Annotated in this window: 27 protein-coding genes; 12 read left to right on the plus strand and 15 right to left on the minus strand. The window is 69.4% G+C overall.

Annotated features, from left to right (window positions below; all coding sequences use genetic code 11):
* Positions 1 to 2 precede the first annotated feature (2 nt).
* Genes AB0M35_RS22180 through AB0M35_RS22200 form a run of 5 tightly spaced genes read right to left on the minus strand, consistent with a single transcriptional unit; the run spans position 3 to position 2,459 of the window.
* Positions 3 to 812, minus strand: coding sequence for an ABC transporter permease (locus AB0M35_RS22180; protein WP_363747496.1), 810 nt, complete (start codon positions 810 to 812; stop codon positions 3 to 5).
* An 18-nt stretch (positions 813 to 830) separates the two neighbouring features.
* Positions 831 to 1,499, minus strand: a complete 669-nt coding sequence (locus AB0M35_RS22185; protein WP_363747497.1) for an NUDIX domain-containing protein — start codon at positions 1,497 to 1,499, stop codon at positions 831 to 833.
* Positions 1,499 to 1,807 (minus strand): hypothetical protein, encoded by a 309-nt coding sequence (locus tag AB0M35_RS22190; RefSeq protein ID WP_363747605.1) that lies wholly within the window; start codon positions 1,805 to 1,807, stop codon positions 1,499 to 1,501. Before AB0M35_RS22190 ends, AB0M35_RS22185 begins: the two co-directional genes overlap by 1 nt.
* Positions 1,808 to 1,836: 29 nt before the next feature.
* The gene (locus tag AB0M35_RS22195) at positions 1,837 to 2,211 is read right to left on the minus strand and encodes an RRQRL motif-containing zinc-binding protein (protein WP_363747499.1); all 375 of its coding nucleotides are present in this window, start codon (positions 2,209 to 2,211) and stop codon (positions 1,837 to 1,839) included.
* Entirely contained in the window at positions 2,211 to 2,459 is a 249-nt protein-coding gene (locus AB0M35_RS22200) for a DUF6284 family protein (protein WP_363747501.1), read from the minus strand. Before AB0M35_RS22200 ends, AB0M35_RS22195 begins: the two co-directional genes overlap by 1 nt.
* Positions 2,460 to 2,802: 343 nt before the next feature.
* On the opposite strand from AB0M35_RS22200, the gene AB0M35_RS22205 reads away from it, so the two are divergent.
* Both AB0M35_RS22205 and AB0M35_RS22210 read left to right on the plus strand, forming a co-directional pair.
* A complete protein-coding gene (locus tag AB0M35_RS22205; protein WP_363747502.1) occupies positions 2,803 to 3,585 on the plus strand; it encodes a GntR family transcriptional regulator in 783 nt (260 codons plus the stop codon).
* Positions 3,578 to 4,096 carry a GNAT family N-acetyltransferase gene (locus AB0M35_RS22210; protein WP_363747503.1) on the plus strand — a complete coding sequence of 173 codons (519 nt, stop codon included), beginning with the start codon at positions 3,578 to 3,580 and terminating at the stop codon, positions 4,094 to 4,096. Before AB0M35_RS22205 ends, AB0M35_RS22210 begins: the two co-directional genes overlap by 8 nt.
* A gap of 238 nt (positions 4,097 to 4,334) precedes the next feature.
* Here the strand turns inward: AB0M35_RS22210 and AB0M35_RS22215 are convergent, their stop codons facing one another.
* Positions 4,335 to 5,591 carry a PIN domain-containing protein gene (locus AB0M35_RS22215; protein WP_363747505.1) on the minus strand — a complete coding sequence of 419 codons (1,257 nt, stop codon included), beginning with the start codon at positions 5,589 to 5,591 and terminating at the stop codon, positions 4,335 to 4,337.
* 431 nt (positions 5,592 to 6,022) lie between these two features.
* Here AB0M35_RS22215 and AB0M35_RS22220 point away from each other — a divergent pair, with 431 nt between their 5' ends.
* Positions 6,023 to 6,568, plus strand: coding sequence for an RNA polymerase sigma factor (locus AB0M35_RS22220; RefSeq protein ID WP_363747507.1), 546 nt, complete (start codon positions 6,023 to 6,025; stop codon positions 6,566 to 6,568).
* Between the two features lie 115 nt (positions 6,569 to 6,683).
* Positions 6,684 to 7,697 (plus strand): hypothetical protein, encoded by a 1,014-nt coding sequence (locus tag AB0M35_RS22225; protein ID WP_363747509.1) that lies wholly within the window; start codon positions 6,684 to 6,686, stop codon positions 7,695 to 7,697.
* Position 7,698: 1 nt separating this feature from the next.
* Here the strand turns inward: AB0M35_RS22225 and AB0M35_RS22230 are convergent, their stop codons facing one another.
* On the minus strand, positions 7,699 to 9,084 hold the full coding sequence (locus tag AB0M35_RS22230) for a serine/threonine-protein kinase (protein ID WP_363747511.1): 1,386 nt from the start codon (positions 9,082 to 9,084) through the stop codon (positions 7,699 to 7,701).
* 90 nt (positions 9,085 to 9,174) lie between these two features.
* Complete coding sequence (locus tag AB0M35_RS22235; protein WP_363747513.1) at positions 9,175 to 9,672, minus strand: YcxB family protein; 498 nt, start codon at positions 9,670 to 9,672, stop codon at positions 9,175 to 9,177.
* Between the two features lie 253 nt (positions 9,673 to 9,925).
* On the opposite strand from AB0M35_RS22235, the gene AB0M35_RS22240 reads away from it, so the two are divergent.
* A complete protein-coding gene (locus tag AB0M35_RS22240) occupies positions 9,926 to 10,462 on the plus strand; it encodes a hypothetical protein (RefSeq protein ID WP_363747606.1) in 537 nt (178 codons plus the stop codon).
* Positions 10,463 to 10,635: 173 nt separating this feature from the next.
* Here the strand turns inward: AB0M35_RS22240 and AB0M35_RS22245 are convergent, their stop codons facing one another.
* Complete coding sequence (locus AB0M35_RS22245; protein ID WP_363747515.1) at positions 10,636 to 11,598, minus strand: ATP-dependent DNA ligase; 963 nt, start codon at positions 11,596 to 11,598, stop codon at positions 10,636 to 10,638.
* 196 nt (positions 11,599 to 11,794) lie between these two features.
* Positions 11,795 to 12,565 (minus strand): isocitrate lyase/phosphoenolpyruvate mutase family protein, encoded by a 771-nt coding sequence (locus tag AB0M35_RS22250; RefSeq protein WP_363747517.1) that lies wholly within the window; start codon positions 12,563 to 12,565, stop codon positions 11,795 to 11,797.
* 128 nt (positions 12,566 to 12,693) lie between these two features.
* On the opposite strand from AB0M35_RS22250, the gene AB0M35_RS22255 reads away from it, so the two are divergent.
* On the plus strand, positions 12,694 to 13,242 hold the full coding sequence (locus AB0M35_RS22255; protein ID WP_363747519.1) for a TetR/AcrR family transcriptional regulator: 549 nt from the start codon (positions 12,694 to 12,696) through the stop codon (positions 13,240 to 13,242).
* 36 nt (positions 13,243 to 13,278) lie between these two features.
* Entirely contained in the window at positions 13,279 to 15,519 is a 2,241-nt protein-coding gene (locus AB0M35_RS22260; RefSeq protein WP_363747521.1) for an MMPL family transporter, read from the plus strand.
* 70 nt (positions 15,520 to 15,589) lie between these two features.
* On the opposite strand, the gene AB0M35_RS22265 is transcribed toward AB0M35_RS22260, so the two are convergent.
* Positions 15,590 to 16,846, minus strand: a complete 1,257-nt coding sequence (locus AB0M35_RS22265) for an erythromycin esterase family protein (protein WP_363747523.1) — start codon at positions 16,844 to 16,846, stop codon at positions 15,590 to 15,592.
* 87 nt (positions 16,847 to 16,933) lie between these two features.
* Between AB0M35_RS22265 and AB0M35_RS22270 the strand changes: the two genes are divergently transcribed.
* Positions 16,934 to 17,131, plus strand: coding sequence for a DUF2795 domain-containing protein (locus AB0M35_RS22270; protein WP_363747524.1), 198 nt, complete (start codon positions 16,934 to 16,936; stop codon positions 17,129 to 17,131).
* Position 17,132: 1 nt separating this feature from the next.
* Here AB0M35_RS22270 and AB0M35_RS22275 read toward each other — a convergent pair whose 3' ends face one another.
* Positions 17,133 to 18,038 carry a Gfo/Idh/MocA family oxidoreductase gene (locus tag AB0M35_RS22275; protein ID WP_363747607.1) on the minus strand — a complete coding sequence of 302 codons (906 nt, stop codon included), beginning with the start codon at positions 18,036 to 18,038 and terminating at the stop codon, positions 17,133 to 17,135.
* A 146-nt stretch (positions 18,039 to 18,184) separates the two neighbouring features.
* On the opposite strand from AB0M35_RS22275, the gene AB0M35_RS22280 reads away from it, so the two are divergent.
* Positions 18,185 to 18,571: a hypothetical protein gene (locus AB0M35_RS22280; protein WP_363747525.1), complete on the plus strand. Its 387-nt coding sequence runs from the start codon at positions 18,185 to 18,187 to the stop codon at positions 18,569 to 18,571.
* Positions 18,572 to 18,590: 19 nt separating this feature from the next.
* Positions 18,591 to 18,971 carry a hypothetical protein gene (locus tag AB0M35_RS22285; RefSeq protein ID WP_363747609.1) on the plus strand — a complete coding sequence of 127 codons (381 nt, stop codon included), beginning with the start codon at positions 18,591 to 18,593 and terminating at the stop codon, positions 18,969 to 18,971.
* 72 nt (positions 18,972 to 19,043) lie between these two features.
* Here AB0M35_RS22285 and fabG read toward each other — a convergent pair whose 3' ends face one another.
* Entirely contained in the window at positions 19,044 to 19,802 is a 759-nt protein-coding gene (gene fabG, locus AB0M35_RS22290) for a 3-oxoacyl-ACP reductase FabG (RefSeq protein WP_363747526.1), read from the minus strand.
* 109 nt (positions 19,803 to 19,911) lie between these two features.
* Positions 19,912 to 21,564: an alpha-amylase family protein gene (locus AB0M35_RS22295; RefSeq protein WP_363747527.1), complete on the minus strand. Its 1,653-nt coding sequence runs from the start codon at positions 21,562 to 21,564 to the stop codon at positions 19,912 to 19,914.
* 61 nt (positions 21,565 to 21,625) lie between these two features.
* Here AB0M35_RS22295 and AB0M35_RS22300 point away from each other — a divergent pair, with 61 nt between their 5' ends.
* The gene (locus AB0M35_RS22300) at positions 21,626 to 22,216 is read left to right on the plus strand and encodes a DUF1349 domain-containing protein (protein WP_363747528.1); all 591 of its coding nucleotides are present in this window, start codon (positions 21,626 to 21,628) and stop codon (positions 22,214 to 22,216) included.
* Between the two features lie 79 nt (positions 22,217 to 22,295).
* Positions 22,296 to 22,961, plus strand: coding sequence for a DedA family protein (locus AB0M35_RS22305; protein ID WP_363747529.1), 666 nt, complete (start codon positions 22,296 to 22,298; stop codon positions 22,959 to 22,961).
* Positions 22,962 to 23,184: 223 nt separating this feature from the next.
* On the opposite strand, the gene AB0M35_RS22310 is transcribed toward AB0M35_RS22305, so the two are convergent.
* The gene (locus tag AB0M35_RS22310) at positions 23,185 to 24,573 is read right to left on the minus strand and encodes a cellulose binding domain-containing protein (RefSeq protein WP_363747530.1); all 1,389 of its coding nucleotides are present in this window, start codon (positions 24,571 to 24,573) and stop codon (positions 23,185 to 23,187) included.
* Positions 24,574 to 24,695 lie beyond the last annotated feature (122 nt).

A 24,695-nucleotide genomic window follows, 5' to 3' on the forward strand; every position in this document is an offset into this window, starting at 1 on the left:
GGTCAGTGGTCCTCTCGCACAAGGTGAGCCAGAGCAGCGCCCATGCCAAGCACGGCCACAGGCAGAACGGAAACGGCAGTGGTGATCCACCACGGAGCACCATCGGGCGGCGCTACCAGCAGGTGATAGGCAACCTGCCCAGCCGCACCGACCAGCAGCGACGCGATGGCGGACCACTTCGCGAACCGGCGCGCCCGGTCCGGTACCCGGCCGGACAGCCACACGTACAGGGCGTACGCGCCGTACGTTTCGACACCGATCGGCAGGGTGATCGCGGTGTTGATCTGGAAGCTGTCCCAGATACCCGGTAGCGGGTGCACCACCCCGAACCCGGTGAGTCCACCGAGTCCAACCCACCCGGACCACACCGCCACGAACGCGGGCAGGGCCAGCAGCACCACCGGCCACGCGACCACCGGCCGAATCGGCTTGACCGGCGTGGGCGGGGTGGGCGTGTCCGGGTGACCGACCGGCGTGGCCTCGGCCGACGGCGCGGGCGGCGCGATCATCGGCGGGGCGGTGGCCGGTGGCGTGTGCTCGGGTACGGCCGGTACCGGTGCCGGGTCCGGGCCGATCGGCTCGGCGTAGTCCAACCGAGGTACGGCCGGTGCCTCGGTGTCGGTGTGGGTCTGCTCGGCTCGCAGTCGGGCCAGCAGTTCGTCGGCCTTCGGTGCGCCGATGCGGAACTCGCGCATCAGCCGGTTGCGTGACGGGAGCTCCTGCCCGTCGGGCAGGTCCAGGGCGCGGGCGGCGGGCAACAGCGTTTCGATGGGTTGTGGGTAGCGGGTGCCGTTGAGGGTGGGGGCAGTCATGACGGGGTGTCCTCCCGGTCAGTGAGTGAGGATGTCGGCGATCAAGTCGCGGTGGGCCGCGAACACCTGCCCGCCGTAGGTGTCGGCCAGGTGGGCGGTGAGGCTGGCGTAGTCGGTGGCGGGGAGCCAGGCGGCGCGGCGGGCGTCGTCGCGGCCGGTCACCGGTGGTGGGGTGTGCCAGCCTCGGCCGAGGTCGATGCGTACGGGGGTGGTGACCATCCACGACTCGTCGGAGGCGCGGGGGTCGGGTACGTAGCGGGCCGGCAGCGTCCTTACCCACGGGTCGGTGGGGTCAGCGGTCAGGCCGGTTTCCTCGGCCAATTCACGGAACGCGGCAGTGGTGGGGTCTTCGCCGGGATCGACGTAGCCGCCGGGCAGCGCCCACCCGTGCCCGTCGCTGCGCTCGATCAGCAGCAGCCACCGCGTGTCGTCGGTGTCGACGGCGGTGACGATCGCGTCGGCGCACTGCTGCTCACCCCAATGGCCGAGCTCGTTGCGGCCGTGTCGGATACCGGTTGGCGCGTACGGGTTGACCGGCCGTCCGTCGACCAGCGGGAACGGGATCGCGGCGGCGGCGCGGCGTGCCGTCCAGTCGATGTCGGCGGGGTTCATGGTCGGATCGGCCCACGGTGCTCTGGCGGTGATACCGGCCAGCACGGAGGGATGGGTGAACGTCCGGGCGGTCATCAGGCCACCGCCAGCGCGGTGAGCCGGTCGATGGTGGTCGGGTCGAGGTCGGGGCCGGTGGTGTATTCCTTGGCGTGGGCGTAGATCTCCCACCCGTGCAGGGTCGGGTAGGCGTACATGACCTGCCAGGGGCGGCCGTCGTCGGTGGTGCCGGTGTGCTCGGCGGTGAGCGTGTCCGGGGTGTTGAGTCCGGCGAGGTGAAGCCAGGACCGTAGTTCGGCAATGCGGTCGAAGGACACCGCCAGGGCTACGCCGTCGGTGTGGGTGCGGATCTCCGCCGGGTCGGCCAACAGCAGGATCTCGGCCATCACGGCACGTCGGGTCTTACGGGGGCTGTTCACGCGGACTCTCCTTCGGGATAGGCACAGTCGACGCACTCACCGAGCGAGCGCGGAATGCAGTACGCCCGGACCACACCGCAGACACGGCAGGTACGGCGGGCGGTCAACGCCGCGCGGATCGCGCGCAGCTGCGCGGGGGTGGCGGTGCGCTTCGGCCGGGCCAAATCCAGCCGGTACAGGTAGGCGGTGCGGGTACCGCCGACGCCGCGCCACAGGATCTGTGCGGCGATGGGTTGGCCACCGGGGCGTAGGCCGGCGGCGCGGAGTTGACGGCGGGTGGCGTAGCCGGCAGGTGCGCCGCGCCACCAGTAGGTCGGGATGCCGTACTTCGTCCCGTCCGGGTCGTAGTAGGCGGCACGGATGCGCGACATCAGGCCGCGCGCTGCGGGTCGTTGGTGCGGGTGGCCACCTCGGCGGCGGCACGGGTCACGCGGGCCTCAGCCCGGCGCAGCCTGCGCCAGTCCAGGGCGGTCGGTCCGCCGTGGTCTTCGGCGTAGATCAGGGTGATCTGCGCGTCCAACACGTCCAGCTCGGCGGCGATCAGCGGCCACTCGGTGTCGATCGCGGCCAGGTCGGCCGCGGTCGGCTCGGCGATGACGAGAGCGAGGTGCTTCCTCACGGGGAACCTCCGGTGATAGGTACGAACGGGTGAAGCGCGGCGGCACGGACCAAAGCCCGCGCCGCCGCGCGAATCAGGTGGAAGAGATGCACGGCCCTCAGCCGTGCGAGGCGACCTTTTCGGTGGGAGGTGCAACCCGATGCAGTTTTCAGCGGTACGACCAGACACGGCGGCTCGTAGGCGCGCAGCGCAAGCGCTGCCTTCCTCGGCGACCACCAGCTATGTCGAGTCCGTCCATACTGACTAGACAATGACTCTGGGCACAGGCTGCCAGGCGGCCGATGCGGGTGTCAAGGGTCTTGCCTAAACTGTCTAGACAGATGTGAGCGCGAGAGGGGGCGGCATGGCCGCAGCGAGGCAGGGCAGGGTGTCGGTGTGGGCTCAGATCGCCGAAGACCTGCGGTCAAAGATCGCGGACGGCACCTTGGCCGCCGACAGCCGGCTACCCACGGAGGCGGACCTTACGGCGCAGTATGGCGTAGCCCGTGCAACGGTCCGGCAGGCGCTAACAGCCCTTATCAATGAGGGGCTGATCGTTCCGCAAGCGCCGCGAGGCTACTTCGTCAGACATCGCAAACCGCTTTTTTACCGGCCCCAGACGGAGTTCCGGCCGCAGCCAAAGACTCCGGAAATGGACCGCTTCATGGCTGAGCATTCTGCGGACGGTCGTGAGCCTCGCCAGACGATTGATGTTGCAATCGTAAGCCCACCCCCCAACGTGATGCAGCGATTAAGGCTTGAAGCAGGCGAGTTGGCGCTAGTGCGCCGCCGAGTGCGCTACCTCGACGGCGAGCCATTCAACACAAACGACAGTTACTATCCGCTGCACCTAGTGCAGAGTACAGAGATCATGCACCCTGTCGACATCGCGCGCGGCGCCAATCAAGTGCTCGCCGATCATGGCTATCCGCAGGTGCGGGCGCTAGATGAGATCTACCTCCGGATGCCAACGCCGGAAGAGGTGCAACGCCTCGAATTGACCCCCGGAACTCCTGTCGCCTGTCATATCTGCACGGGGCTTTGCCCCGACGGCACGCCCGTTCGTGTCGTGGTAAACATCCTGCCGGGTGATCGGCATGTCATCGTCTACGAACGGGATGGGTTAACAGTGGACGGCGATGAGTGAGTTACGGATACGCGCCGCTACCCCAGATGATGCCCAACGGCTCCTAGATCTGTACGAGAGTGCACAGCGATGGCTTATCGGCCAGGGCACCGACCAGTGGGCAAACAATACGCGGGAGAAGATGCACCCAAGGTTCATGCGCTCCATCAAGCAGGGCGAGTGCTACGTCGCAGAAGATGACGCCGGACTGGTGGGAATGGTGACAGTTGACGAATACGCCGATCCGGAGTTTTGGCGGCCTGAGGATGAACCCGCCGATGCGCTATATGTGCATCGTATGGTCGTAGACCGGGCCAGGGCTGGCGGGGGAATTGGCGCTGCGCTTTTAGATTGGACGGCCAAGGTTGCGGCATCAAAGGGGCGCTGCTGGCTAAGGCTTGACGCCTGGCGGACCAATATCCCGCTTCACAGCTACTACGAGAGGCAGGGCTTTACTCCGGTCCGCATCGTTGAGCTTGCGCATAGAGGATCGGGAGCACTCTTTCAACGCCGCGTGAACTCGGCAGGCTAGCAGCGGAGTGATTTCCGCGCAGCGGTGGCGCTTCAAGGCGGCAGACCTTCCAGCCGCCGCTAATGCCACGCTCTGGCCTCGTGCGGAATCGCCATTCATAGGAGTCCCACTATAGAACGTTGCGCGTCCGCCACATCCGTGAATCGGAAGCTGCCCATTGCCGATCCGATGACCGTCGTCCGTCGTCCAGTCGGTTGACTCTTCCGACTCCCGCAAGGGAATTCGAGGTAGCTATTCTCTACTCTCCCTTATAGCCTGGACTGTTCGGTCCGGGCTCGCCCAACTGATGGCGAAGATGGATAAGCTTTTCCCGGGCCGACAATATCGTGCCTTCTAAATCGACCAGCTCCCGCTCCTTCAGTGCAATTTGCGCAACGACTCTCTCATGCTCGGTGTTGATACGCTCAAGCATGGCGTGCCGCCGATTGGCCTCCATCGGGCTAACGTCGCTCAGGCCAGTCTGTAAGCCGTAGGCACGCGCTTGAAGAGCTTGTAGCCGGTCGTACAAAGCCGCCATTTCGCTTTTCGAGATCTTTAGCGCTTCCTCGGCTGTGCGCATCCACGTTGCAAGCGCGGCCAAATCCTCCCGAGCGGACTCGATTTCTCGCAGCTCCCCTGCCTGCCGGATAGTCTCATTGCTAACGTCGGCGTTCAGGTACTTCCTGGCGTGATGCAGCAGTGTTTGCGTACTCATCAGTACGAGCTGCGCGTTACAGAAATCCCTAGCCTCCTGAGCGAGTTGAGGGTCCGCAATATGTTTGCCTTTCACCTTTAGGTACCAGTCATCTTTCTGGTCATTGGTGACGAAGACGAGGTGCTGGGCAGACCGGCGCTTCGCTTCATCGAGGGTCTGACGCCACAAAAAGTAGTCGCCGTAGAATTCCGGCTTGTCTGCATCTTTAAAGCCTGGCGGAATTCTTGCCACCTTCCTGCGCTCAGCCTCCTGCAAGGCATCCTTCCTTGCTTCCGCCGGGAAATCCTCACCGATGTTCTCACCGATAATCGAGTGAAGGCGTAGAAGGATAGGATCATCATCATGAATCTCGATGGCGCTGTGATCGTCATTCAATCGCTCGACCATTTTCCTGAGCGGCTCAAGGCCGTCTTCAAGTTGGCCAAGTAGAGCAAGCCTGTCCTGCCCGGTCAGCGCTGCCCTGTTGGAAAGTTGCCTAATTGAGTCTCCAATCTCCTTGCTCAACTCTGACTTGTGTTTGACGATCAGCCCCAATACAGTCTCGTACGCCGCACGCTGTTCGGCTATAACGTCAAGGCGGCGGCGGTGAAATTCGAGACCAACCCTGTGTGGCACCCACACCCGATCCTTCAGCTGATCCATCGTGGACAACAATTGCTCGCGGGCTTGCGGAGCAAATCGGTATGCCGAAAGAAGGACGTTCGTGTCAAAGACGACCATGCCAGTGGTAAGTGCCGTCTTGACGGCACGCTCGCTAGGCACTAGGTAGTGGGTAAAAGAAGAGCTGAAGGTGCGTGACATCGGCACTCCTTAGCAGGTTCTTGGCCACGCGCTAGTCGCTAAAGGTTACGGCCTGCGACTCAAGGAGCAAAGATCGCCACTCCTTCCGTAAGGGCTGTCGGGGGTCGGTTGGCCGCCAGGGGGCACACCACAGGCAGCGAGACCCGCGTTCTCTGCGCCATATACGTGCCCAAGTCACCCGAACTCTGGCACGTCAACTGGCGTAGGCCCAGCTCAAGGGAGGGGTGAGGCCGAAAGCAACACATCCCTCCGGAGGCGGGGGCGCAGGTTCGAATCCTGCCGGGGGCACCAGATTCGACCAGCACGAAAAGGCCGCTGACTCAGGGGGAACCCGATCAGCGGCCTTAGTCGTATGTCCGGTCACAGTTGCCTGACCTTCGGCACCTCAGAGGGCGTTCGCCCAGCTCAGAGGCGGCTCATACACTTCCCGCATGCCAGATGATCATCACGGGATCGAGCGGATGGCGCGAGCCGCCGCCAGCGGAGACCGGGACGCGCTGGAGACGCTGCTCGCGCAGGTACGGCCGGAGGTGCTCCGGCTCTGCGGGCGGTTCCTACCCAACCGGGAGGACGCCGAGGAAGCCTGCCAGGACACGCTGCTCGCGCTGGCCACCGGCATCGGGTCGTTCGACGGGCGCTCGTCCTTCCGGACCTGGCTCTACCGGGTCGCCGCCAACCGGTCCCGTTCGACCTATCACGTCCTGCGACGCCGGTGGATGGTCGAGACCGTAGGTGCCCTGCCTCCGGACCGGGCCGATCCCGCTCGTACCAGCGTGATCGCCGGTACCCGGCTGGACCTGTTGGAGGGACTCGACGCCATCGGCGCCGACCTCGCAGAGCCGGTGGCGCTGCGGGACGTGCTGGGGTTGAGCTACCGCGAGGTCGCCCAACTACTGGGGTTGCCCGAGGGCACCGTGAAGTCCCGCCTTCACGAGGGACGGCGCCGGCTGCGCGCCCGACTCACCGACGCCGGGTAGCACTTCAACGGCCTCCCAACGGGCTGAGGGCCAGGTCACAGCGGGTGGACCGAACAATCCCGACGCGGAAGTGGACCAACACTATGAAGATCCACTGACCCAAGGAGATGACCGCATGCCTCGCCGACCCCTCCGGCGTCTCTCCCAGGCCATCGCTCTGGCGGTGGCCATCCCGGTGCTCGCTGCCGGATGCGCCACCGAGGAACCTGTCGCCCCGCTCGACGATCAACAAGCCGCCGCAAACCTCGATACCGAACCCGACACATCGCCGACGCCGGGCGCACCGGTCCCGCTGGCGGGCTTCATCCCCCGGTCGATCTCGTACCTGAACGCCGAGATCACCGTGACCGGGGTGGAGGTGTCCCAGCAGACCCCGCGCAGCTACGGCGACGCGACCGGCACCCCCGAGTACGGCGATGCCCACTACGCGTACCTTGCCGTGAAGGTCGCCAACCAGCTCAACTTCACCACCTTCCTCGTCCAGGACGGTGTCTTCCTGGCGCTCGCCGACGACGAACTGATCCCGCTCGACTCCTCGGGCAGCCCGGCGACCGACGTGATCGCTCCCGGTGCGACCGCCACCGGGTGGTACGCCTTCGAACTGCCCGCCGGGGCAAGCCTGGAGAGGGCTTCGCTGGTGTTCGGCCCGGCCGGTCACCGGCAGGAACATCTGCCGCTGATCGGCGACCTGATCGAACCGGACTACCCGAAGCCGATCACCGTGGCCTCACCGGGCACCGTGCTCACCGGCAACAGCGGCTGCCCGCTGAAGGTCGAGGTGGAGGAGGCGTACCTGGCCCACTGGGTGGGCTTCGACCAGGACGGCCGGTCGCACACCACCAAGCAGGCCGAGGCCGGCCGGCTCAAGCTGCACCTCGGGCTCGCGGTCACCGGGCCGGCCGACCGGAGCGGCTGCTTCATCGCCACCGGCAGCGGCGGTGACGTCCACCTGATCGTCGACGGCGACCGGCTGGGCGACTACCCCGAGCTGGGCGGCACCACGAACGTCGCCGCCGGAGCCACCGACCGCCAGTACCTCGTCTACGACATCCCCGACTCCGGCCAGGTCGAGATCGAGTGGGGCCGGCTCGGTGGCAAGCAGGTCCGGATCCCGGTGCCGCTGCCCTGAGTCACCCGGATACGCGCACCCCGGCAAGCAGCGAGTCGACAAAACTCGTCCCGCCGCCTGCCGGGGGCGCGACCTGCACATACACCAGTCGACTGCCGTCCGGGGTGAGTCCTGCGGCCTCGATGACCTCCGGTTTGCCGTGCGAGCAGCCGGTGAACGACGCCACCACCCAGTCGATGTCGGCCTGGCGAGTGGTACGCACCCCCGAGGCCACACACTGGGCGTGTTCCCGGTCGGTGACGAGTTGGCGCGGGGTGGTCCGAGCTGCCAGCTGAGCGGACGCCCCGACGAACGCCCCCGGCACACCCGGGTCCGACGCCCAGCGGTCCGGGTCGGGCGAGATCAGCATCGCCGGCTCCAGCCCCCCGTCGGCGTTGCGCTGCCCCGACCAGCCGGAACCGGTGACGCGCCAACCGTCCGGCAGGGTGACGCTGACCTGTCCACTCTGGTCCGTGCCGGTCTGCGGACCCCGCTGAGACCATGCCCAGGCCGCGCCGCCGATGGTTCCCGCGAGCGTGAGACCTGCGACGGCCGCCGTCGCGCTCACCATTGCCAGGCGACGGCGCCGGGGCGGCGTGGGAACGCCCGGCTCGGCCACCTTCGACGGCACCGCGAGCGCCTTGTCGAGCGCTGCGCCGAAAACCGCCGCGTCCGGGTACCGATCGGCCGGGACCGCAGCGGTCGCCGTACGCAACACCGCCGCAACCGCCGAGGGCACCTCCGGCCGCAACCGGAACTTCGTCGACGGCTGCTGCCCGTCCTGGGGCACGGCCAGCAGCGTGACACCGAGACGGCCGAGGCCGTAGACGTCGGCACGGGCGTCGACGATCGCCAGCGGATCGTCCTGTTCCGGTGCCATGTAGCCGGGGGTACCGGCCCGGGCGGTCAGACCGGACGCGGCCGCGAGCGCCTTGGCCAGGCCGAGATCCGCGATGAGCACCTGTTCCTCGCCGGTGGCGCGGGTCCGGAACAGCACGTTGCCCGGGGTGATGTCCCGGTGCACGACGTCGCTGTCGTGGAGCACCGCCACGCCCGCGGCCACCTCGCGCAGCAGCCGGACACTCTGCGCTGCCGGCAACGGTCCGTCCGCGAGGCGGTCGCGCAGGCTACCGCCGTCCGCCCAGGCCAGCACCGCGTACGGCCGACCGTCGTCCAGTGCGCCAACCGCGTGCACGCTGACCAGCCGCTCGTGGTCGAGCCGCCACAGCAGTCGAGCCTCCTGGAGGAACCGTTCGCGTACCCGCAGGTCGTGACTCCAGTTCTCGGCCAGCACCTTGATCGCGACACGCGCGTCGAGCGACTCGTCGTACCCGAGCCAGACCGTGGCGAAAGAGCCGACCCCCAGCAGCCGCTCGATGCGGTAGGAGCCGATCCGGGTGGGCTGCACAGCCCGCACCGTACCAACCACCCCGTCGCGGCCGGCCCGGCAGCTGACCGGCTGCCGCCGCCGTACTCGGTCGACGCTCGCCCGGTGGCGTCATCGGGTCTGGAGCAGCCCGCGTTCGGTCATGAAGGCGCGCAGCGTCTCGGCGTCCTCGGCGGACATCAGCCAGCGCGGAATCACGGTCGCCGGCATCCCGCCGACGTACACGATCCAGAAATCCGGGGTGCCCTTCACCCGGGCGACGCCGTCCCAGGCGATGCCCCCGGACTCCGTACCGCTGCGCATCAGGATCTGCTCATCGGTGATCTCGTAGCTGCCGTCCACGGCGTAGCCGCTGGAGCGGCGTCGAGCCCGCAACTGCAACCACGGCCAGTAGAGCATCGCCAGCAGGCCACCCACGGCCATCGTCACCCAGAACGGCGAGATCAGCTCACCCCAGGAGGTCCCCCGGGAGACGACGAACCCGATCGCCCCGACCGCCGTGAGCACGGCGCCGGCGTAGCCGTACCTGCGTAGCCGGTCACCGCTGAGCGCAGCGGCCACCCGGCCCGGATAGGCGGGATCCGCGGGGACGTCGAACCGGATGTGCACGCCAGAACCTTACCGGCGCGCAGGTTCGGCGCTCCGCTGGCCGCCTACCGCCACCACGGCGGTACGGGAGCCGGGGCTGAACGTACCCCCTCAGGTCGGGACCTTGGTCCCGGTGGCCTGGGGTGTTCCGGCCCGCGCGGCGGCACCGCCTCCGGGGCGACAGTAGTGGTGACGGAAACAGACACCGGAGGCAACGATGACCATCCACCACAACACCCAGCGTTCGATCGAGCGGCCCCTTGAGCGGGCGGAGATGCCCGGCTCGATGTTGACCACCACCGCCGCCCGCGCCCTGGCCGTGCTGCGGGTCGCCACCGGCCTGATCTTCGGCTGGGCCTTCCTGGACAAGATGTTCGGCCTCGGCTACTCGACCCCGACCGAGCGGGCCTGGATCAACGGCGGCTCCCCGACCAAGGGCTTCCTGGCCAACGTCGACGTCGGGCCGTTCCAGTCGATCGCCCACTCGATCGCGGGCACCTGGTGGGCGAACCTGCTGTTCATGGTCGGTCTGGCCGCCATCGGTGTCGCTCTGCTCGCCGGCATCGGCCTGCGCATCGCGGCCGCCTCGGGCAGCCTGATGATGGCGCTGATGTGGCTGGCCGACTTCCCGCTGGCCCGGTTCAACGCCGCCGGCGACCCGACCGGTTCGACCAACCCGGTTGTCGACTCCCACCTGATGTACGCCGTGGTGCTGGTGGTCCTGGCCGCCGCGTACGCCGGACACACCTGGGGTCTCGGCCGGCGCTGGGCGCAGCTGCCCTTCGTGCAGCGCAACCGCTGGATGCTCTGACCTGCTCGACCACCGGTGCGCCGGACCGTCACCACGGTCCGGCGCACCGCCATGTCCGGGACAGCTCGACGCGATCTGCCGAAAGACCGGCGTGGCGGCCAGCACGGGAGCAGCGGTCGGCCCTGGCGTAACAGCCAGCGCGGGAGTAGGAGCAGGGTGCGGGTGCCGTCGGGTCAGTCGGCGGCGGCGCGGCGGGCAGCGGCGCGGCGGCGGCCCTCGTGCATGGCCTGCACTCGGGGCACCGGGATGGCCCGGCCCTCCTCGATCAGGTCGGCGGGAAGGGCTTGCGGTCGCGGCATCAGCTCCACCCACGGGTCACGCCGGGCCAGCAGACCCGGAACGGTACGGATGGTGAAGTCCGCCGGGGTCACGGAGGCCAGTTCGTCCCAGGGCACCGGGAAGGAGACCGGTACCTCCGGACGCAGCCGTGGACTGTAGACGCCGACGACGGTCGCACCCCCGGTACGGGTGGGATCGATGAAGACTCTGCCGCCCCGGTCCTCACGGATGAAGGCGGTGGTTGCCAGCGCCGGGTCCAGCCGTTGCGCCCGGGCAGCCAGCGCCCTGGTGGCCGCGGCCAACTGCTCGGCATCCGGGCCGGGTGCGATCGGAACGAAGACGTGCACGCCCTTGGCGCCGCTGGTCTTCACCGCACCGGCCATCCCGGCGTCGGTCAACGCCTGCCGGACCAGCAGTGCGGCGGCCACCCCGGCGGCGAAGCTGTCGCCCTCCGGCGGGTCGAGATCGAGCACCAGGTGGGTGGGGCGGCTCAGGTCGTCGACGGTGGCCAGGGTCGGGTGGTACTCGACCGCCCGCTGATTGGCGAACCAGAGCAGGGTACGGCGGTCGTCGCAGAGCGCGTACGCGATCTCCCGCCGGGACGCCTCGGCCCAGATCGGCACCCGCCGCACCCAGTCCGGGGTGTACCGGGGCAGGTTCTTCTGCATGAACGGGGGCTGCCCCGGGCGTACCCGGACCACCGACAGCGGCCGGTTCCGCAGCTGCGGAAGAATCCGGTCGGACACCGCGTCGAGATAGTCGACCAGGTCGCGCTTGACCGCCCCCGACCCGTCGAACAACGCCTGACCCAGGTTGGTCAGCGCCACCCCGTCCCGGGTCTCGTCCGCCCCGCTCACCCGACCACCATCCCGGTTGGACGCTCGGCGGTCAACCGCAACACGGCGATACCCGTGCGACGCTCGCGCAGCGCCAGCCTTCGCGTGCCGCCCGGCTCACCCGTCGATCCGTTCGCGCTGTCAGCTCGACAGTGCCCGAACCAGGCAGAGCGTCGGCCGGCGACCGCAACGCACCGTCCGCCGGCGGACAGACCGCTCAGGCGAGCCGGTCTCCAGCGGCGACCGAGGCGAGCAGTCGGGCGGTGTGCGCTTGGGTGGCCGCGTACAGGCCGGGGCCGTAGCTGATCCGGGCCACGCCGAGGGCGGCGAGCTCGGCCGGTGCCGGTGCCGCCGGGCGGGCCAGCACATTCACCGGACCCGGCACCGCCTCGATGAAGGTACGCAGCTCGGCGGGGTCGGCGAGGACGATCGGGTAGACACAGTCGGCACCGGCCGCCCGGTAGAGCTGGGCCCGGCGGATCGCCTCGTCGAGTCGTTCGGCCGGATCGCCGTACGCCCGGAGGAAGACGTCCGTCCGCGCGTTGATCACGATCGGCACCCCGGCGGCGTCGGCCGCGGCCCGCACCCCGGCCAGCAGCTCGGCCTGCGCCTGCGGGTCCACCATGGAGCCGTCGTGCGGTGCGGAGTCCTCCAGGTTCAGCCCGACGGCCCCGGCGTCGAGCAGCCGTTCCACCAGCTCGGCCGGCGGCAGTCTGTAGCCCCGCTCCAGATCGGCGGTGACCGGCACACCGACCGCGCGGGTGATCCGGGCAACCGCGGCGAGCATCTCGCCGACCGGGGTGCCCTCGCCGTCGGCGTACCCGAGTGACTGGGAGACGGCGGCGCTGGCGGTGGCGACCGCGCCGAAGCCGGCCTCGACCACCGCGCGGGCCGAGCCGGCGTCCCAGACGTTCGGCAGCACCAGCGGGTCGCCGGGTCGGTGCAAGGCACGCAGGGCGGCCGCCCGGACCGCCGGGGAATTGGTCATGGTGACGATTCTCGGCGATCCGCAGAAAGCTGGCGGAGATCCAATCCAGGGGCGGTGGTTTGTGGGGAACGCCACGAATCTGACCGTTCGGTCAGCACCTGACCGAACGGTCAGGCATGCTGATGGTCATGGCCCGCCCCACCCCGCAGACCCACGACGAGATCCTGGCCGCCGCGGCACGGCGTTTCGGCGTCACCGGCTACCGGGGCACATCGTTGCAGGACATCGCCGGCGAGGTGGGCTGTTCCAAGGCGGCCGTGCTCTACCACTTCGCCAACAAGGAGGCCATCCTCACCGAGCTGATGGCCCCGGCGATCGGGGCGTTGCGCTCGCTCGATGAGCGGATCATGGCCCAGCCGGACCCGGCGACGGCCCAGCGGGTCGCCGCCGAGGGCTTCGTCGATCTTGCGGTCCGCTTCCGCACCGAGATCGCCCTGCTTCGCGGCGAGTTCCCGGAACTGCTCCAACAGCCCGTCTTCGCGCACATCCAGCAGATCTCCGAACGGCTGATCGACGCCCTCGCCGGGCGCTCCGAGCGGGCACCGGCGCGGATCTGCGCGCTGGTGCTGCTCGCCGGCATCGCCGAGACCTGCGGCGAGTTCGCCGACGTACCCGACGACGACCTGCGCGACGCCCTGCTGGCGTTGCTGCGGCGGGCGTTGGAGCCCGCCCGTTGACCCGTCCCACCATTCACGATTGAGGGAAAGGACCTCATGGCGACCCTGCTCTACCGGCTCGGCCGGGGCTCGATGCGCCGGCGGCGACTCGTCGCCGCGATCTGGCTCGTCGTACTCGTCGCGCTCGGCCTGGCTGCGGCGACCCTGCGCGGCCCGACGGCCAGCAACTTCTCCATGCCCGGCACCGAGTCCCAGCGTGCGCTCGACCTGCTCGCCGAGCAGTTCCCGGCGGCCGCCGGCGCGACCGGCACGATCGCCGTCAAGGCTCCGAACCCCGGCCAACTCGGCACGCCCGAGGGCCAGGCGGTGGTCCAGACAGTCACCGAGGAGGCCACTGCCCTGCCCGGCGTGGTCGGCGCGGTGAATCCGTTCCAGGTCGGCGCCGTCTCCCCCGACGGCCAGTACGCGCTGATCCAGGTGCAGTTCAGCGGCGGCGCGGACACGGTCACCGACGAACAGCGGGACGCCTACGAAAAGGTGGGCGCCCAGGCGCAGGAGCAGGGTTGGCAGGTCGCCCCCGGTGGTGAGGTGCTCAACACCGAGCCCGAGGTCGGCTCCACCGAGGCGATCGGCGTCGCGGTGGCCCTCGTCGTCCTGATCATCACCTTCGGCTCGTTGGTGGCCGCCGGAATGACCATGCTCAACGCCCTGATCGGCGTCGGTGTCGGCATGGCCGGCCTGTTCGCGCTCAGCAGCGTGGTCGAGTTGACCAGCACCGCGCCGATCCTGGCGCTGATGCTCGGCCTCGCCGTCGGCATCGACTACTCGCTGTTCATCACCTCCCGCTACCGGCAGAACCTGCTCGACGGACTCCCCGCCGACGAGGCGGTGGGTCGAGCGGTCGGCACCGCCGGCTCGGCGGTGGTCTTCGCCGGCGCCACCGTGGTCATCGCCCTGGCCGGTCTGGCCGTGGTGAACATCCCGTTCCTGACCGTCATGGGTCTGGCCGCCGCCGGCACGGTGACCGTCGCGGTGCTGGTGGCGATCACGCTCCAGCCTGCGCTGCTGGGCTTCGCCGGTGGCCGGGTGCTGCCCCGGCGGCTGCGCTCCTCGGTCCCGGTGACGACCGAGGACAGTTCCCGGATCGCCGACGGCGCCGGCAGCGCCTCGACCGACCATGCGGCGCCGGAAGCGGCCACCCTCGCCGGTGAGGACCGCTCGGCCTTCGGGTTCCGCTGGGCCCGGCTGATCACCCGGTTCCGGATTCCGGTGATCCTGGTCGGCGTACTCGGTCTCGGGTTGCTCGCGCTGCCCGCGCCGGACATGCGGCTCGCCCTGCCGGACGCCGGCACCGCGCCGGCCGGCTCCCCCGCCCGGGTCTCCAACGACCTGATCACCGAGGGCTTCGGGCCCGGCTTCACCGGCCGCCTCGCAGTCGTCGTGGCCAGCGACGATGCTCAGGCCACCGCCGCGGCGATCCCGCAGGTGACCAACCTCGTCCAGGGCACCGAGAACGTGCTGGCGGTGGCCCCGCCGCAGTTGAGCCCCGACGGCAAGACGGCACTGCTCGGCGTGATCCCGCAGACCGGCCCGACCGACCCGGCCACCGAGACGATGGTGCACAACATCCGTACCGCCGTCGCCGACGTGCCCGGCGCCGACGTGCTGCTGACCGGCGTGACCGCGATCGGCATCGACATCTCGGAGAAGCTCTCCGACGCGATGCCGATCTACCTGGGCCTGGTGGTCGGGCTGTCGATCCTGCTGCTCATGCTGGTGTTCCGCTCGCTGCTGGTGCCGGTCAAGGCGGCGCTGGGCTTCCTGCTCACCGTCGCCGCCACCTTCGGCCTCACGGTGGCGGTGTTCCAGCAGGGCCACCTGGCCGACCTGGTCGGCCTGGACACCCCGGGCCCGCTGATCAGCTTCCTGCCGATCCTGCTGATCGGCATCCTGTTCGGCCTGGCCATGGACTACGAGGTCTTCCTGGTCTCCCGGATGCGGGAGGATTTCGTGCACGGCGACACCGCCCAGCAGGCCACCATCAACGGGATGGGGCACGGTGCCCGGGTGGTCACCGCCGCCGCGCTGATCATGACTGCGGTCTTCGGCGGTTTCGTCTTCCTCGACGACCCGGTGATCAAGTCGATGGGCTTCGCACTGGCCATCGGGGTGGCGATCGACGCCTTCGTGGTCCGGATGACCATCGTTCCGGCGGTGATGTCCCTGCTCGGCAAGGCCGCCTGGTGGCTGCCGCGCTGGTTGGACCGGGCGCTGCCCAACGTCGACATCGAAGGCGAGAAGCTGCGCGCCGAACTCGACGACAAGGCAACGGTGTAAGGAGGGGCCCCCTGTTAACGCCTCGTGCATAGCAGGGGGCCCCTGTTAACAACGCGTACCCGGCACGGCGTCACACGCCGGCCGGGTACGTTTCCATCTCGCCGGGCGTGGTGAGTGCGGGCAGCGGATGCAGCGCGGTCGTCTCGTCGCACCAGATGAACGCGTCGTACCGCTGCCCCAGCCGGGTCGGCACGTAGTTGCCCCACGACTCGAAGGACGGGTCGTACACCACTCCGATCGCCCGGTGGTCGAGCGTGTCGGTGACCCAGCCCGGCTGGTCGGGGCCGCCGAAGACCAGCACCGCCCGCTTCGGCATGAGCTGGTGCAGCAGATGCTCCACCGAGCCGGACCGGGCCGGCGGTACGACCATCGCCTCGGCCGGCGAGCCCCACCGCGGCGCCGCGATCACCGCGCCCCGCCAACTGCCGAATCCGATCAGTACGACCTCGTCGGCGCCGTGGCGTTCCCGGGCCAGCTGGCCGATGTTCACCATCCCGTCGGCGGCCATGTCGGTCGCCCGCGCGTCACCGATGTGCGTGTTGTGCGCCCAGACCACCCCACGGGCGTCCGGGCCGTAGCGTTCCAGCAGCCGGTCCAGCGTGTCGGCCATGTGGATGTCCCGGACGTTCCACGACCCCGGACCACCGGCGACCATCTCCCGGTAGTAGCGCTCCGCCCCGGCCACGACCTCCGCGTTCTGCCAGGCCGAGAAGGCGTCCGGCCCGTCGGTGGCGGCGATTTGCCGGGTACGCGCCAACAGCCGCACCACCTCCTGTTCACAGCGGGCGGAGACGAACCGGCTGGCCATCCCGTACTCCTCGACCCGTTTGCCGTACGGCTCGAAACATCGGTACGCGTCCTGCGCCGCCTCCAGCGACGCCGGGTCCTCCTCGCCCAGGTAGTCGAAGATCGCCTGCATCGACTCCCACAGGCTGTAGACGTCCAGGCCGTGAAATCCGACCCGGGACGGCTCAGCCCGATCCAGGTTCCACGCCCGCAGCCAACTACAGAAGCGGGCCACCTCGGCGTTGGCCCACATCCAGGTCGGCCACCGCTCGAAACGCTCCAGCGCGACCTGTGGCTCGACCGCGCCGCCCGCCGCGGCGACCACGCAGCGGTGCACCCGGTCGCAGTCGGGCCAGTCACCCTCCACCGCGACGAAGTCGAATCCGCACTCGGCGATCAACCGCCGGGTGAGCTGCTCGCGGATGCGGTAGTAGTCGTGGCTGCCGTGCGTCGCCTCCCCGATCATCACCACCCGGGCGTCCCGGGCTCGCTCCAGCAACGGGTCGAGGTCGCTCGGCGCACCGAGCCGCTGTACCAGCATGCCTGCGGCTACCCGGCACCCGGACGGGCAAACGCGAGGGCCGTCCGGGTGGTGTGCCGACCCGGTTACGTGGGTAGATCGGACGTCATGACCGAGCGCGGCGGCGCCTTGCCGGAGTACCTCGCGGGGCTGGACTATCCCGTCTCCCGCGAGGACCTGATCCGCTGGTGCCAGGAGAACGGCGCGAGCACCGAGCAGCTACAGGCCGTACGGGCCCTGCCGGTGGAGCAGATCGGCTCCGCCGCCGAGTTGTCCGACGCCCTGCCCGCCCCGTGGGGCCATTGATTCAGCGGGCCGGCAGGTCGATGAAGGTGCCCCGGGCGCGGGCGGTCTCGGCGGCGGCGAGCACGGTCACCACGTCGCGGCCGAAGCGCACGTCGCACCGGTGGTCCCGGGTGCCGGCGTCGACCTCGGCGAGCAGTTGGTCGATCGCCACCCCGAAGGCCGTCGCCGGGCTCGCGCCGCCCGGCGGGAGGGTCTCGATGCCGTTGTCACCGTAGAACGTGAACTCCGCCGCCACCGCCGCGGGCGGGGCGTCCAGGGTGAGCGACACCGTGCTGGTGGCACCGCCGTCGTGGGTGAGCAGCAGATGCACCAGGCCACCCGGCCCGTCGCCGGCCGCCACCCGGGTCACCCGACCCAGCACCGGCAGCAGGATCGCCAGCGCGTGCGGACCGATGTCCCACAGCGCGCCGTGTTCGCGGCGCCAGGGCGACTGGGCGTACGGGCTGCCGGGCTGGAAGATCGAGGCGAAACGGATCGCGTTGGCGGTGTGCCAGCCACCTGCGGCAGCCGCTGCGGCGACGAAACCGGCCACGTCCGGCTGGTAGCGGCCGGTGAAGAAGACCACCGAGGCCACGCCCGAGCGGGCCGCCGCGTCGACCACCCGGTCGGCGTCGGCGACAGTCAACGTGAGCGGCTTGTCCAGCAGCAGGTGCCGCCCGGCGACGGCGGCCCGCACGGCGATCTCCGCCTGCACGTCCGGCGGCAGCGCTACGGCGACCGCCTCACACGCCTCGATCAACGCGTCGACCTCGTCGAACGCCGGTACGCCGTACCGGGTGGCCAACGCGGCGGCCCGGTCCCGGTTGCGCCCCCACACGCCGACCAGTTCCGCCCTCGGGTGCCCTTCCAGCGCCGCCGCATGCGTCTGGGCCGCCCAGTGGCCCGTGCCGAACAACCCGAACCGCATCACACGTACCTCCAGCGTCGTCTGCGCCCACGCTAACCGCTGGCGCACCAGCACATCTGACCGCCGGGAGGCGGGCGCGCCGGCTCGTCTTACTACGCGGGTTAGTAGAGTGGTCCGGTGATCGGAACCAGCACCGGACGGGTCAGGTGAACGCCGCCGGGTCGCCGGTCGACGGTGCACTGGCCGTCGCCGCCATCGTGTTGTCCCTGCTGGTCGCCGTATGGGCGCTGATCGCCACGCTGCGCCACCGGCCCCCGGACTTGATCCAGCTGATCGGGCTGGGCGTACTGGAACTCGCTCTGCTCGGGCTGGCGGTGCTGGCGGGCGTGGCTCTGGCCGGCGGCGAGCAGCCGGGTGAGCCGGGGGCCTTCTTCGGCTATCTGGTGACGCTTGTCTGCCTGCCGCCGCTGGCCGGGGTGCTGGCCCGGATGGAGCCGACCCGCTGGGGCTCGGCGATCGTCTGCGCGATCTGCCTGGTGACCCCGGTGGTCGTGGTACGGCTCCAGCAGACCTGGGAGGTGCTCGGTGGCTGAGGTGCGTACCGAACAGCCGATGCGGACCAACAGCGGTCCCGGCCGGCTGCTGATCGCGGTCTACCTGATCTTCGCGATCGCCGCCACCAGCCGCGCCGCCCTACAGATCGTCACCCGGTTCGACGAGGCCCCGCTGGCGTACCTGCTCTCCGCGCTCGCCGCGGTGGTCTACATCGTGGCGGCGGTGGGCCTGGCCCGGGCCGGGCACGCGGGCCGTCGTGTCGCCCTGGCCTGCTGCGCCGTCGAACTGGTCGGCGTGGTGGGGGTGGGCGCGTTCAGCCTGGTGCGGCCGGACCTGTTCCCGGACGAGACGGTCTGGTCCGGCTTCGGCAGCGGATACGGATACATCCCCCTGGTCCTGCCCGTCCTCGGCCTCGCCTGGCTCTACAAGACCCGGTAAGGAAGGGCCCCTTCTTAACGCCTGCCGCATAGGAAGGGACCCTTCTCGACATCGGGTCGCGTCGCGGTGGGGTCAGTCGCGGGGGCCGCCGGCTACGTAGATGACCTGACCGGAGACGAAGGACGCGCCCTCGCTGGCCAGGAACGAGATGGTGTGGGCCACGTCCTCGGGCCGGCCGACCCGCCGGACCGGGATCTCCGACTCGGCGTGCTTCTGCATCGCCTCGAAGTCGATCTTCATTCGGGCGGCGGTGGCGGCGGTCATGTCGGTGACGATGAACCCGGGCGCGACCGCGTTCGCCGTCACCCCGAACGGCCCCAGCTCGATGGCGAGCGTCTTGGTGAAGCCCTGGAGGCCGGCCTTGGCCGTGGCATAGTTCGCCTGCCCCCGGTTACCCAGCGCGGACGTGCTGGAGAGGTTGACGATCCGGCCCCACTTCGCCTCGACCATGTGCTTCTGCGCGGCCTGACTGAACAGAAAGGCACCCCGCAGGTGTACGCCCATGACCGTGTCCCAGTCGACGTCGGACATCTTGAACAGCAGGTTGTCCCGAAGCACACCGGCGTTGTTGACCAGCACCGTCGGGGCGCCCAACTCGGCGGCGACCCGTTCCACGGCGGCCTCCACCTGGGCCCGGTCGGACACGTCGGCGCCGACCCCGAGGGCACGGCCGCCAGCCGAGGTGATCGCGTCCACGGTCTCCTTCGTCGCCGACTCCTCGATGTCGACCACAGCGACGGCCAGGCCGTCGGCCGCCAACCGGCGGGCGGTCGCCGCGCCGATGCCACGTGCGGCTCCGGTCACGATGGCGATGCGGGGCTGCTCCGACATGCTTACCTCCCGGTAACTTATGCTCGATCGGAGGAGCTTAACCCAGCCGTACGCCCTCTCCGGGCCGGCGAAGGCGGAGCCGGATCCGGTCCCGGCCCTTAGCCCGCGCCTACCGTTCGTGGCCCAGGCGCAGCCGGATCCACCGGTAGCCGTGGCCGGCGAGCTTGAGCCGGTCGAGCTTGCCGACGTCCTCGTAGTTGCGGTCGCTGAGCACGTCGATCGGCTGGTCCGCCTCCGAGGCCAGCATGCTCAGGTCGACCTGGACCTCCTCGGTACCGAGGTTGTGCAGGAAGACCATCGTCCCGGTACGCCCGTCGGCGCGGTGCGCCAGCACGCCGGATGGCATCGGTACGTCGATGTGGGTGGTGCTGCCGGAGCCGGTCTCCGGCGCCTCCCGCAGCGTACGGATCATCCGTTCGAACCAGCCCAACAGCGAACGCGGATCCTTGCGCTGGGCGGTGACGTTGACGTGCTGGTAGCCGTACTCCCCCTTGTCGATCACCGGGCGGACCAGCTTCTCCGGCTCGGCGGTGGAGAAACCGGCGTTGTCCTGATAAGACCACTGCATCGGGGTACGGATCGCGTCGCGCCCGTCCAGCTTCAGGTCCTCCCCCATCCCGATCTCCTCGCCGTAGCGCAGCACGGGGGTGCCGCGCAGTGAGAACTGGAGCGAGTAGGCCAGCTCGATGTGCCGGCGGTCGTTGTTGAGCATGGGGGCGAGCCGACGGCGGATGCCCCGGCCGTAGAGCTGCATGTTCTCGTCCGGCCCGAACTTCGCGAGCACGTCGTTGCGCTGGTCGGCGGTGAGCCGGGACAGGTCGATCTCGTCGTGGTTGCGCAGGAAGGTCGCCCACTGGCCACCGGTGGGCAGCGTCGGGGTGTCGCGCAGCGCCTCGATGATCACCTCCGGATCCTCCCGGGCGAGGGCGAGCATCAGCCGGCCGTTGAGCATGAAGTCGAAGAGCATGTGGATCCGGTTGCCCGAGCCGCTGCCGTCGCCGAAGAAGGCCGGCAGTTGGTCCGGCTCGACGTTCGCCTCGGCCAGCAGGACGGCATCCCCGCGCCGCCACTGCACGTGCTGGCGCAGGTCGGTGAGGAAGTCGAAGTCCTTGGGTGAGTTCGGATTGCCGGGTTCGGTGCGTTCGATGATGAACGGCACCGCGTCCATCCGGAAGCCGGAGACGCCAAGCTGAAGCCAGAACGAGGTGATCTTCTTGATCTCTGCCCGGACCTGCGGATTCTCGATGTTCAGGTCCGGCTGGAACTTGTAGAAACGGTGGTAGTACCAGGCCTTGGCGGTGCGGTCGTAGGTCCAGGTCTCGTGCTGCTCGCCTGGAAAGACCATGCCCTGGTGCCGGTCCGCCGGCTCGTGCTCGGACCAGACATACCAGTCGCGGTACGGCGAGTCGGGCGAGGACCGGGCGGAGACGAACCACGGGTGCTGGTCGGAGGTGTGGTTGACCACCAGGTCGATGATGACCCGGATGCCCCGGTTGCTCGCCTGGTGCAGCAGTTCGGCGAAGTCGCCGAGCGTCCCGAGTCGCGGGTCGACGTTGTAGAAGTCGGTCGCGTCGTACCCGTCGTCCTCGTTGGGCGAGGGATGGATGGGGTTGAGCCAGAGGCAGGTCACCCCGAGTCGGGCGAGGTAGTCGAGCCGGCCGATCAGACCCTGGAGGTCGCCCACCCCGTCGCCGTCGGAGTCGGCGAACGTGTCGATGTCGAGGCAGTACACGACCGCCTCCGAGTACCACCTGTCAGACATGCCCCAGTACCTTCTCCCGACCGGGGCGGCAGCAAACCCGAGGGCCCGTTACGGTTCCGTGATGCGGAGCATCGAGTGGTCCGGTGGCAGTTGGCACCGGCAGCCGGTACGGGCAACCGAGGACGCCGACGGTGGGTTGTGCGTGCAACCGGACGCAGGCAGCGACCTGTGGCGGCACACCAGCTACGGGTTCGTGCACGACGACGCCCCGGCCCTGCTCGTCGACTTCCCGGTCGGCAGCGCGGTCGAGGTGGACTTCCGGCTGGACTACGCCGAGCAGTTCGACCAGGCCGGGGTGCTGGTGCGGGTGGACGACCAGAACTGGGTGAAGGCCGGGGTGGAGGTCAGCGACGGCCAGCCGCAGGTCGGCGCGGTGGTGACCCGGGAATTCTCCGACTGGTCGGTCGCGCCGGTGCCGCAGTGGGCAGGCCGGGAGGTGACCGTACGCGTCAGCCGGGCCGCAGACGCGCTGACCGTACGCGCCCGGGTAGTCGGCGAGCCGTGGCAGCTGGTCCGGCTCGCCCCGTTGTCCCCGGACGCCCCAGCAGCCGCAGGGCCGTACTGCTGCTCGCCCAGCCGTGGCGGGTTGACCGTCCGGTTCAGTGGCTGGCGGCAGGGCCCGGCCGACGAGGCGCTGCACCCACAGGGGTGACGGACCCCGCGGCCTGGTGTTTACCGGCGCCCCACCGGGTAGGAACATCGGCACGCCGACTACCCGCGGAGGCATCAGCATGGCACTCGCCCAGGATGTCGATCCCGGTCAGATCGGTGGGCTGACCGGCTGGGTGGCCGGAGTGATCGACGCGGCCGGCCCGCTGGGCGTCGCCCTGCTGGTCGCCCTGGAGAGCATCATCCCGCCGATCCCCAGCGAGATCGTCCTGGCGATGGCCGGCTATCTCGCCGGCGAGGGCCGGTTCAACGTCGTGGTGGTGACCGTCGCGGCCACCATCGGCTCGGTGCTCGGCGCGCTGGTGCTCTACTGGCTCGGCGCCGCGCTCGGCGAGGACCGACTCAAACGCTGGCTCGACCGGCTGCCGCTGGTGGACCTGGAGGACCTGGAGAAAGCCGACCGGTGGTTCGAGCGGTACGGCCGCTGGGCGGTCTTCTTCGGCCGGATGGCCCCGGTGGTACGCAGCCTGGTCTCGGTGCCGGCCGGCGCGAACCGCATGCCTCTCATCGAGTTCATCACCCTCACCACGCTGGGCAGCGCCCTCTGGAACGGCCTCTTCATCGCCCTCGGTTATGCGTTGGGCTCCCGCTGGGACCAGATCGACCGCTACAGCTCCTGGTTCGACTACGCGATCCTGGCGATCCTGGCCCTGATGCTCGCCTCCTGGGCCCTGAAGAAGCACCGCCGCCGCACCCACCCCCGCACCCCCACCCACCCCCACCCCTAACCGCCCCCACCGCCCCACCGCCCTTCGCCCGTCGCCCCACCGCCCTTCGCCCGTCGCACCCCTCGCCCCGCCGCCCCGTCGCCCCACCGCTCCGTCGATCTTGCACTTTTCGTCGGGTCAGATCGGGGCATAAGCCTCGTAATGGCGACCGGAAGTGCAAGATCGACGGGCCGAGCCGGGCGGGGACGGGCGGGCGGGCGGGCGGGGACGAGGGGGGACGGGGTTAGGGGAGGGTGCGGAGGTGGGGGGCTACGGTGCGGGCGAAGGTGTTGTTGTGGGTGACGTCCCAGTTGATGGACCAGGTCATGGCGCCGCGTAGGGCGGGGTAGGTGCGCGGGGGACGGAAGCTGCCGCAGTTGGTGCCCCGGGTCAGGCAGTCCAGGGCGGCGTTGACCACGCTGGGCGCGACGACACCACCACCGGCCGCGCCGGGACCGGCCGGCAGGCCGAGCCCGACCTGGTCGGGCCGCAGGCCCGCCTCCAACTGGATGCAGGCCAGCGCGACGATGAAGTTCACCGACCCCTGGGCGTACGCGGCGTTGTTGTCGCAGCCGAGCATCGCCCCGGAGTTGTAGAACTGCGTGTTCACCACCGTCAGGATGTCTTTGATGTCCAGCGCGAGCTTGAAGTAACTCGTGGTCGGGTTCTGCATGTCGATGGTCTGCGGGGCCATCGCGATGATCAGTGAACTGCCCACCTTGGCCCGCAGCGACCGCAACGCCTGCGCCATGTAGGTCGGGTTGAGGCCGTTCTCCAGGTCGATGTCGACGCCGTCGAAGCCGTACCGCTGGATCAGCGCGTACACACTGTCGGCGAAGGCCACCGCGGACGCCGAGCTGTTGACCACCACCCGGCCGGTCTCACCGCCGACCGAGATGATCACCTTCTTGCCCCGGCTCTGAAGGGTGCGTACGTCGGCGGAGAAGTCGGCGTCGGTGTAGCCGCCCAGCGACGCGGACAGGCCCGGGTCGATGGCGAAGCCGACCGCGCCCGGCGTGCCGGTGGCGTCGGCGAAGGCGACCGCGACCAGGTCGTACTCGGCGGGCACGTCACGCAGCCGCAGCTCGACGGCCGGATTGTCGAAGTTGTGCCAGTAGCCGGTCAGGATGTGCTTCGGCAGCCCGGTCACCGGCGGCGGACTCGTCGGCGGTGGCGTGGTCGGCGGCGGGGTCGTCGGGGGCGGCGTGGTCGGCGGCGGCGTGGTCGGGGTGGTCCCGCCGGTGCAGGCCACGCCGTTCAAACGGCAGTTCGACGGTACGCCGGAACCGCTGCCCAGGAAGCCGAAGGAGACCGACGCGCCGGGGGCGATGGTGCCGTTCCAGGACCGGTTGGTGAAGGTGTAGCGCTGGCCGCTGGAGGTCAACAGCGCGTCCCAGTAGGTGCCGACCGTGCTGCCGGTGGGCAGGTCGAAGCCGAGGCTCCAGCCGTTGACGGTCGCGGTGCCGCCGTTGGTGATCGTGTACTTGCCCTCCCAGCCGGACCCCCAGTCGGACGTCTTGACGAAGCTCGCGGTGACTCCGGCGGCGTACGCGGCCGGCGCCAGCCACACCACTCCCAGAGCGGTGGCCAACGCACCGACCACCGACAACACCAGGGCTCTGGACCGTTTCATGTCTGCCTCCAGACCGGACATACATCCATGTACATCAACCTGGCGCCTATTATTAGGAGTGTTAACTATTCATGTCCAGCACTGGCGCTGGTTTTGTTAACAGGGGCCCCCTGCTCTACCGG

The sequence above is a fragment of the Micromonospora sp. NPDC051196 genome, assembly GCF_040682415.1.
GTDB lineage: Bacteria > Actinomycetota > Actinomycetes > Mycobacteriales > Micromonosporaceae > Micromonospora.

Bases quoted from the DNA above. Each gene is read 5' to 3' on its own strand.
- AB0M35_RS22270 (WP_363747524.1), top strand. From the start codon at position 16,934: ATGACCGAGCGCGGCGGCGCCTTGCCGGAGTACCTCGCGGGGCTGGAC.
- AB0M35_RS22250 (WP_363747517.1), bottom strand. From the start codon at position 12,565: ATGACCAATTCCCCGGCGGTCCGGGCGGCCGCCCTGCGTGCCTTGCAC.
- AB0M35_RS22240 (WP_363747606.1), top strand. From the start codon at position 9,926: ATGCCCGGCTCGATGTTGACCACCACCGCCGCCCGCGCCCTGGCCGTG.
- AB0M35_RS22255 (WP_363747519.1), top strand. From the start codon at position 12,694: ATGGCCCGCCCCACCCCGCAGACCCACGACGAGATCCTGGCCGCCGCG.
- AB0M35_RS22275 (WP_363747607.1), bottom strand. From the start codon at position 18,038: ATGCGGTTCGGGTTGTTCGGCACGGGCCACTGGGCGGCCCAGACGCAT.
- AB0M35_RS22205 (WP_363747502.1), top strand. From the start codon at position 2,803: ATGGCCGCAGCGAGGCAGGGCAGGGTGTCGGTGTGGGCTCAGATCGCC.
- fabG (WP_363747526.1), bottom strand. From the start codon at position 19,802: ATGTCGGAGCAGCCCCGCATCGCCATCGTGACCGGAGCCGCACGTGGC.
- AB0M35_RS22285 (WP_363747609.1), top strand. From the start codon at position 18,591: ATGCGGACCAACAGCGGTCCCGGCCGGCTGCTGATCGCGGTCTACCTG.
- AB0M35_RS22310 (WP_363747530.1), bottom strand. From the start codon at position 24,573: ATGAAACGGTCCAGAGCCCTGGTGTTGTCGGTGGTCGGTGCGTTGGCC.
- AB0M35_RS22195 (WP_363747499.1), bottom strand. From the start codon at position 2,211: ATGTCGCGCATCCGTGCCGCCTACTACGACCCGGACGGGACGAAGTAC.
- AB0M35_RS22220 (WP_363747507.1), top strand. From the start codon at position 6,023: ATGCCAGATGATCATCACGGGATCGAGCGGATGGCGCGAGCCGCCGCC.
- AB0M35_RS22210 (WP_363747503.1), top strand. From the start codon at position 3,578: ATGAGTGAGTTACGGATACGCGCCGCTACCCCAGATGATGCCCAACGG.
- AB0M35_RS22260 (WP_363747521.1), top strand. From the start codon at position 13,279: ATGGCGACCCTGCTCTACCGGCTCGGCCGGGGCTCGATGCGCCGGCGG.
- AB0M35_RS22225 (WP_363747509.1), top strand. From the start codon at position 6,684: ATGCCTCGCCGACCCCTCCGGCGTCTCTCCCAGGCCATCGCTCTGGCG.
- AB0M35_RS22215 (WP_363747505.1), bottom strand. From the start codon at position 5,591: ATGTCACGCACCTTCAGCTCTTCTTTTACCCACTACCTAGTGCCTAGC.
- AB0M35_RS22265 (WP_363747523.1), bottom strand. From the start codon at position 16,846: ATGCTGGTACAGCGGCTCGGTGCGCCGAGCGACCTCGACCCGTTGCTG.
- AB0M35_RS22300 (WP_363747528.1), top strand. From the start codon at position 21,626: ATGCGGAGCATCGAGTGGTCCGGTGGCAGTTGGCACCGGCAGCCGGTA.
- AB0M35_RS22305 (WP_363747529.1), top strand. From the start codon at position 22,296: ATGGCACTCGCCCAGGATGTCGATCCCGGTCAGATCGGTGGGCTGACC.
- AB0M35_RS22185 (WP_363747497.1), bottom strand. From the start codon at position 1,499: ATGACCGCCCGGACGTTCACCCATCCCTCCGTGCTGGCCGGTATCACC.
- AB0M35_RS22190 (WP_363747605.1), bottom strand. From the start codon at position 1,807: ATGGCCGAGATCCTGCTGTTGGCCGACCCGGCGGAGATCCGCACCCAC.
- AB0M35_RS22295 (WP_363747527.1), bottom strand. From the start codon at position 21,564: ATGTCTGACAGGTGGTACTCGGAGGCGGTCGTGTACTGCCTCGACATC.
- AB0M35_RS22180 (WP_363747496.1), bottom strand. From the start codon at position 812: ATGACTGCCCCCACCCTCAACGGCACCCGCTACCCACAACCCATCGAA.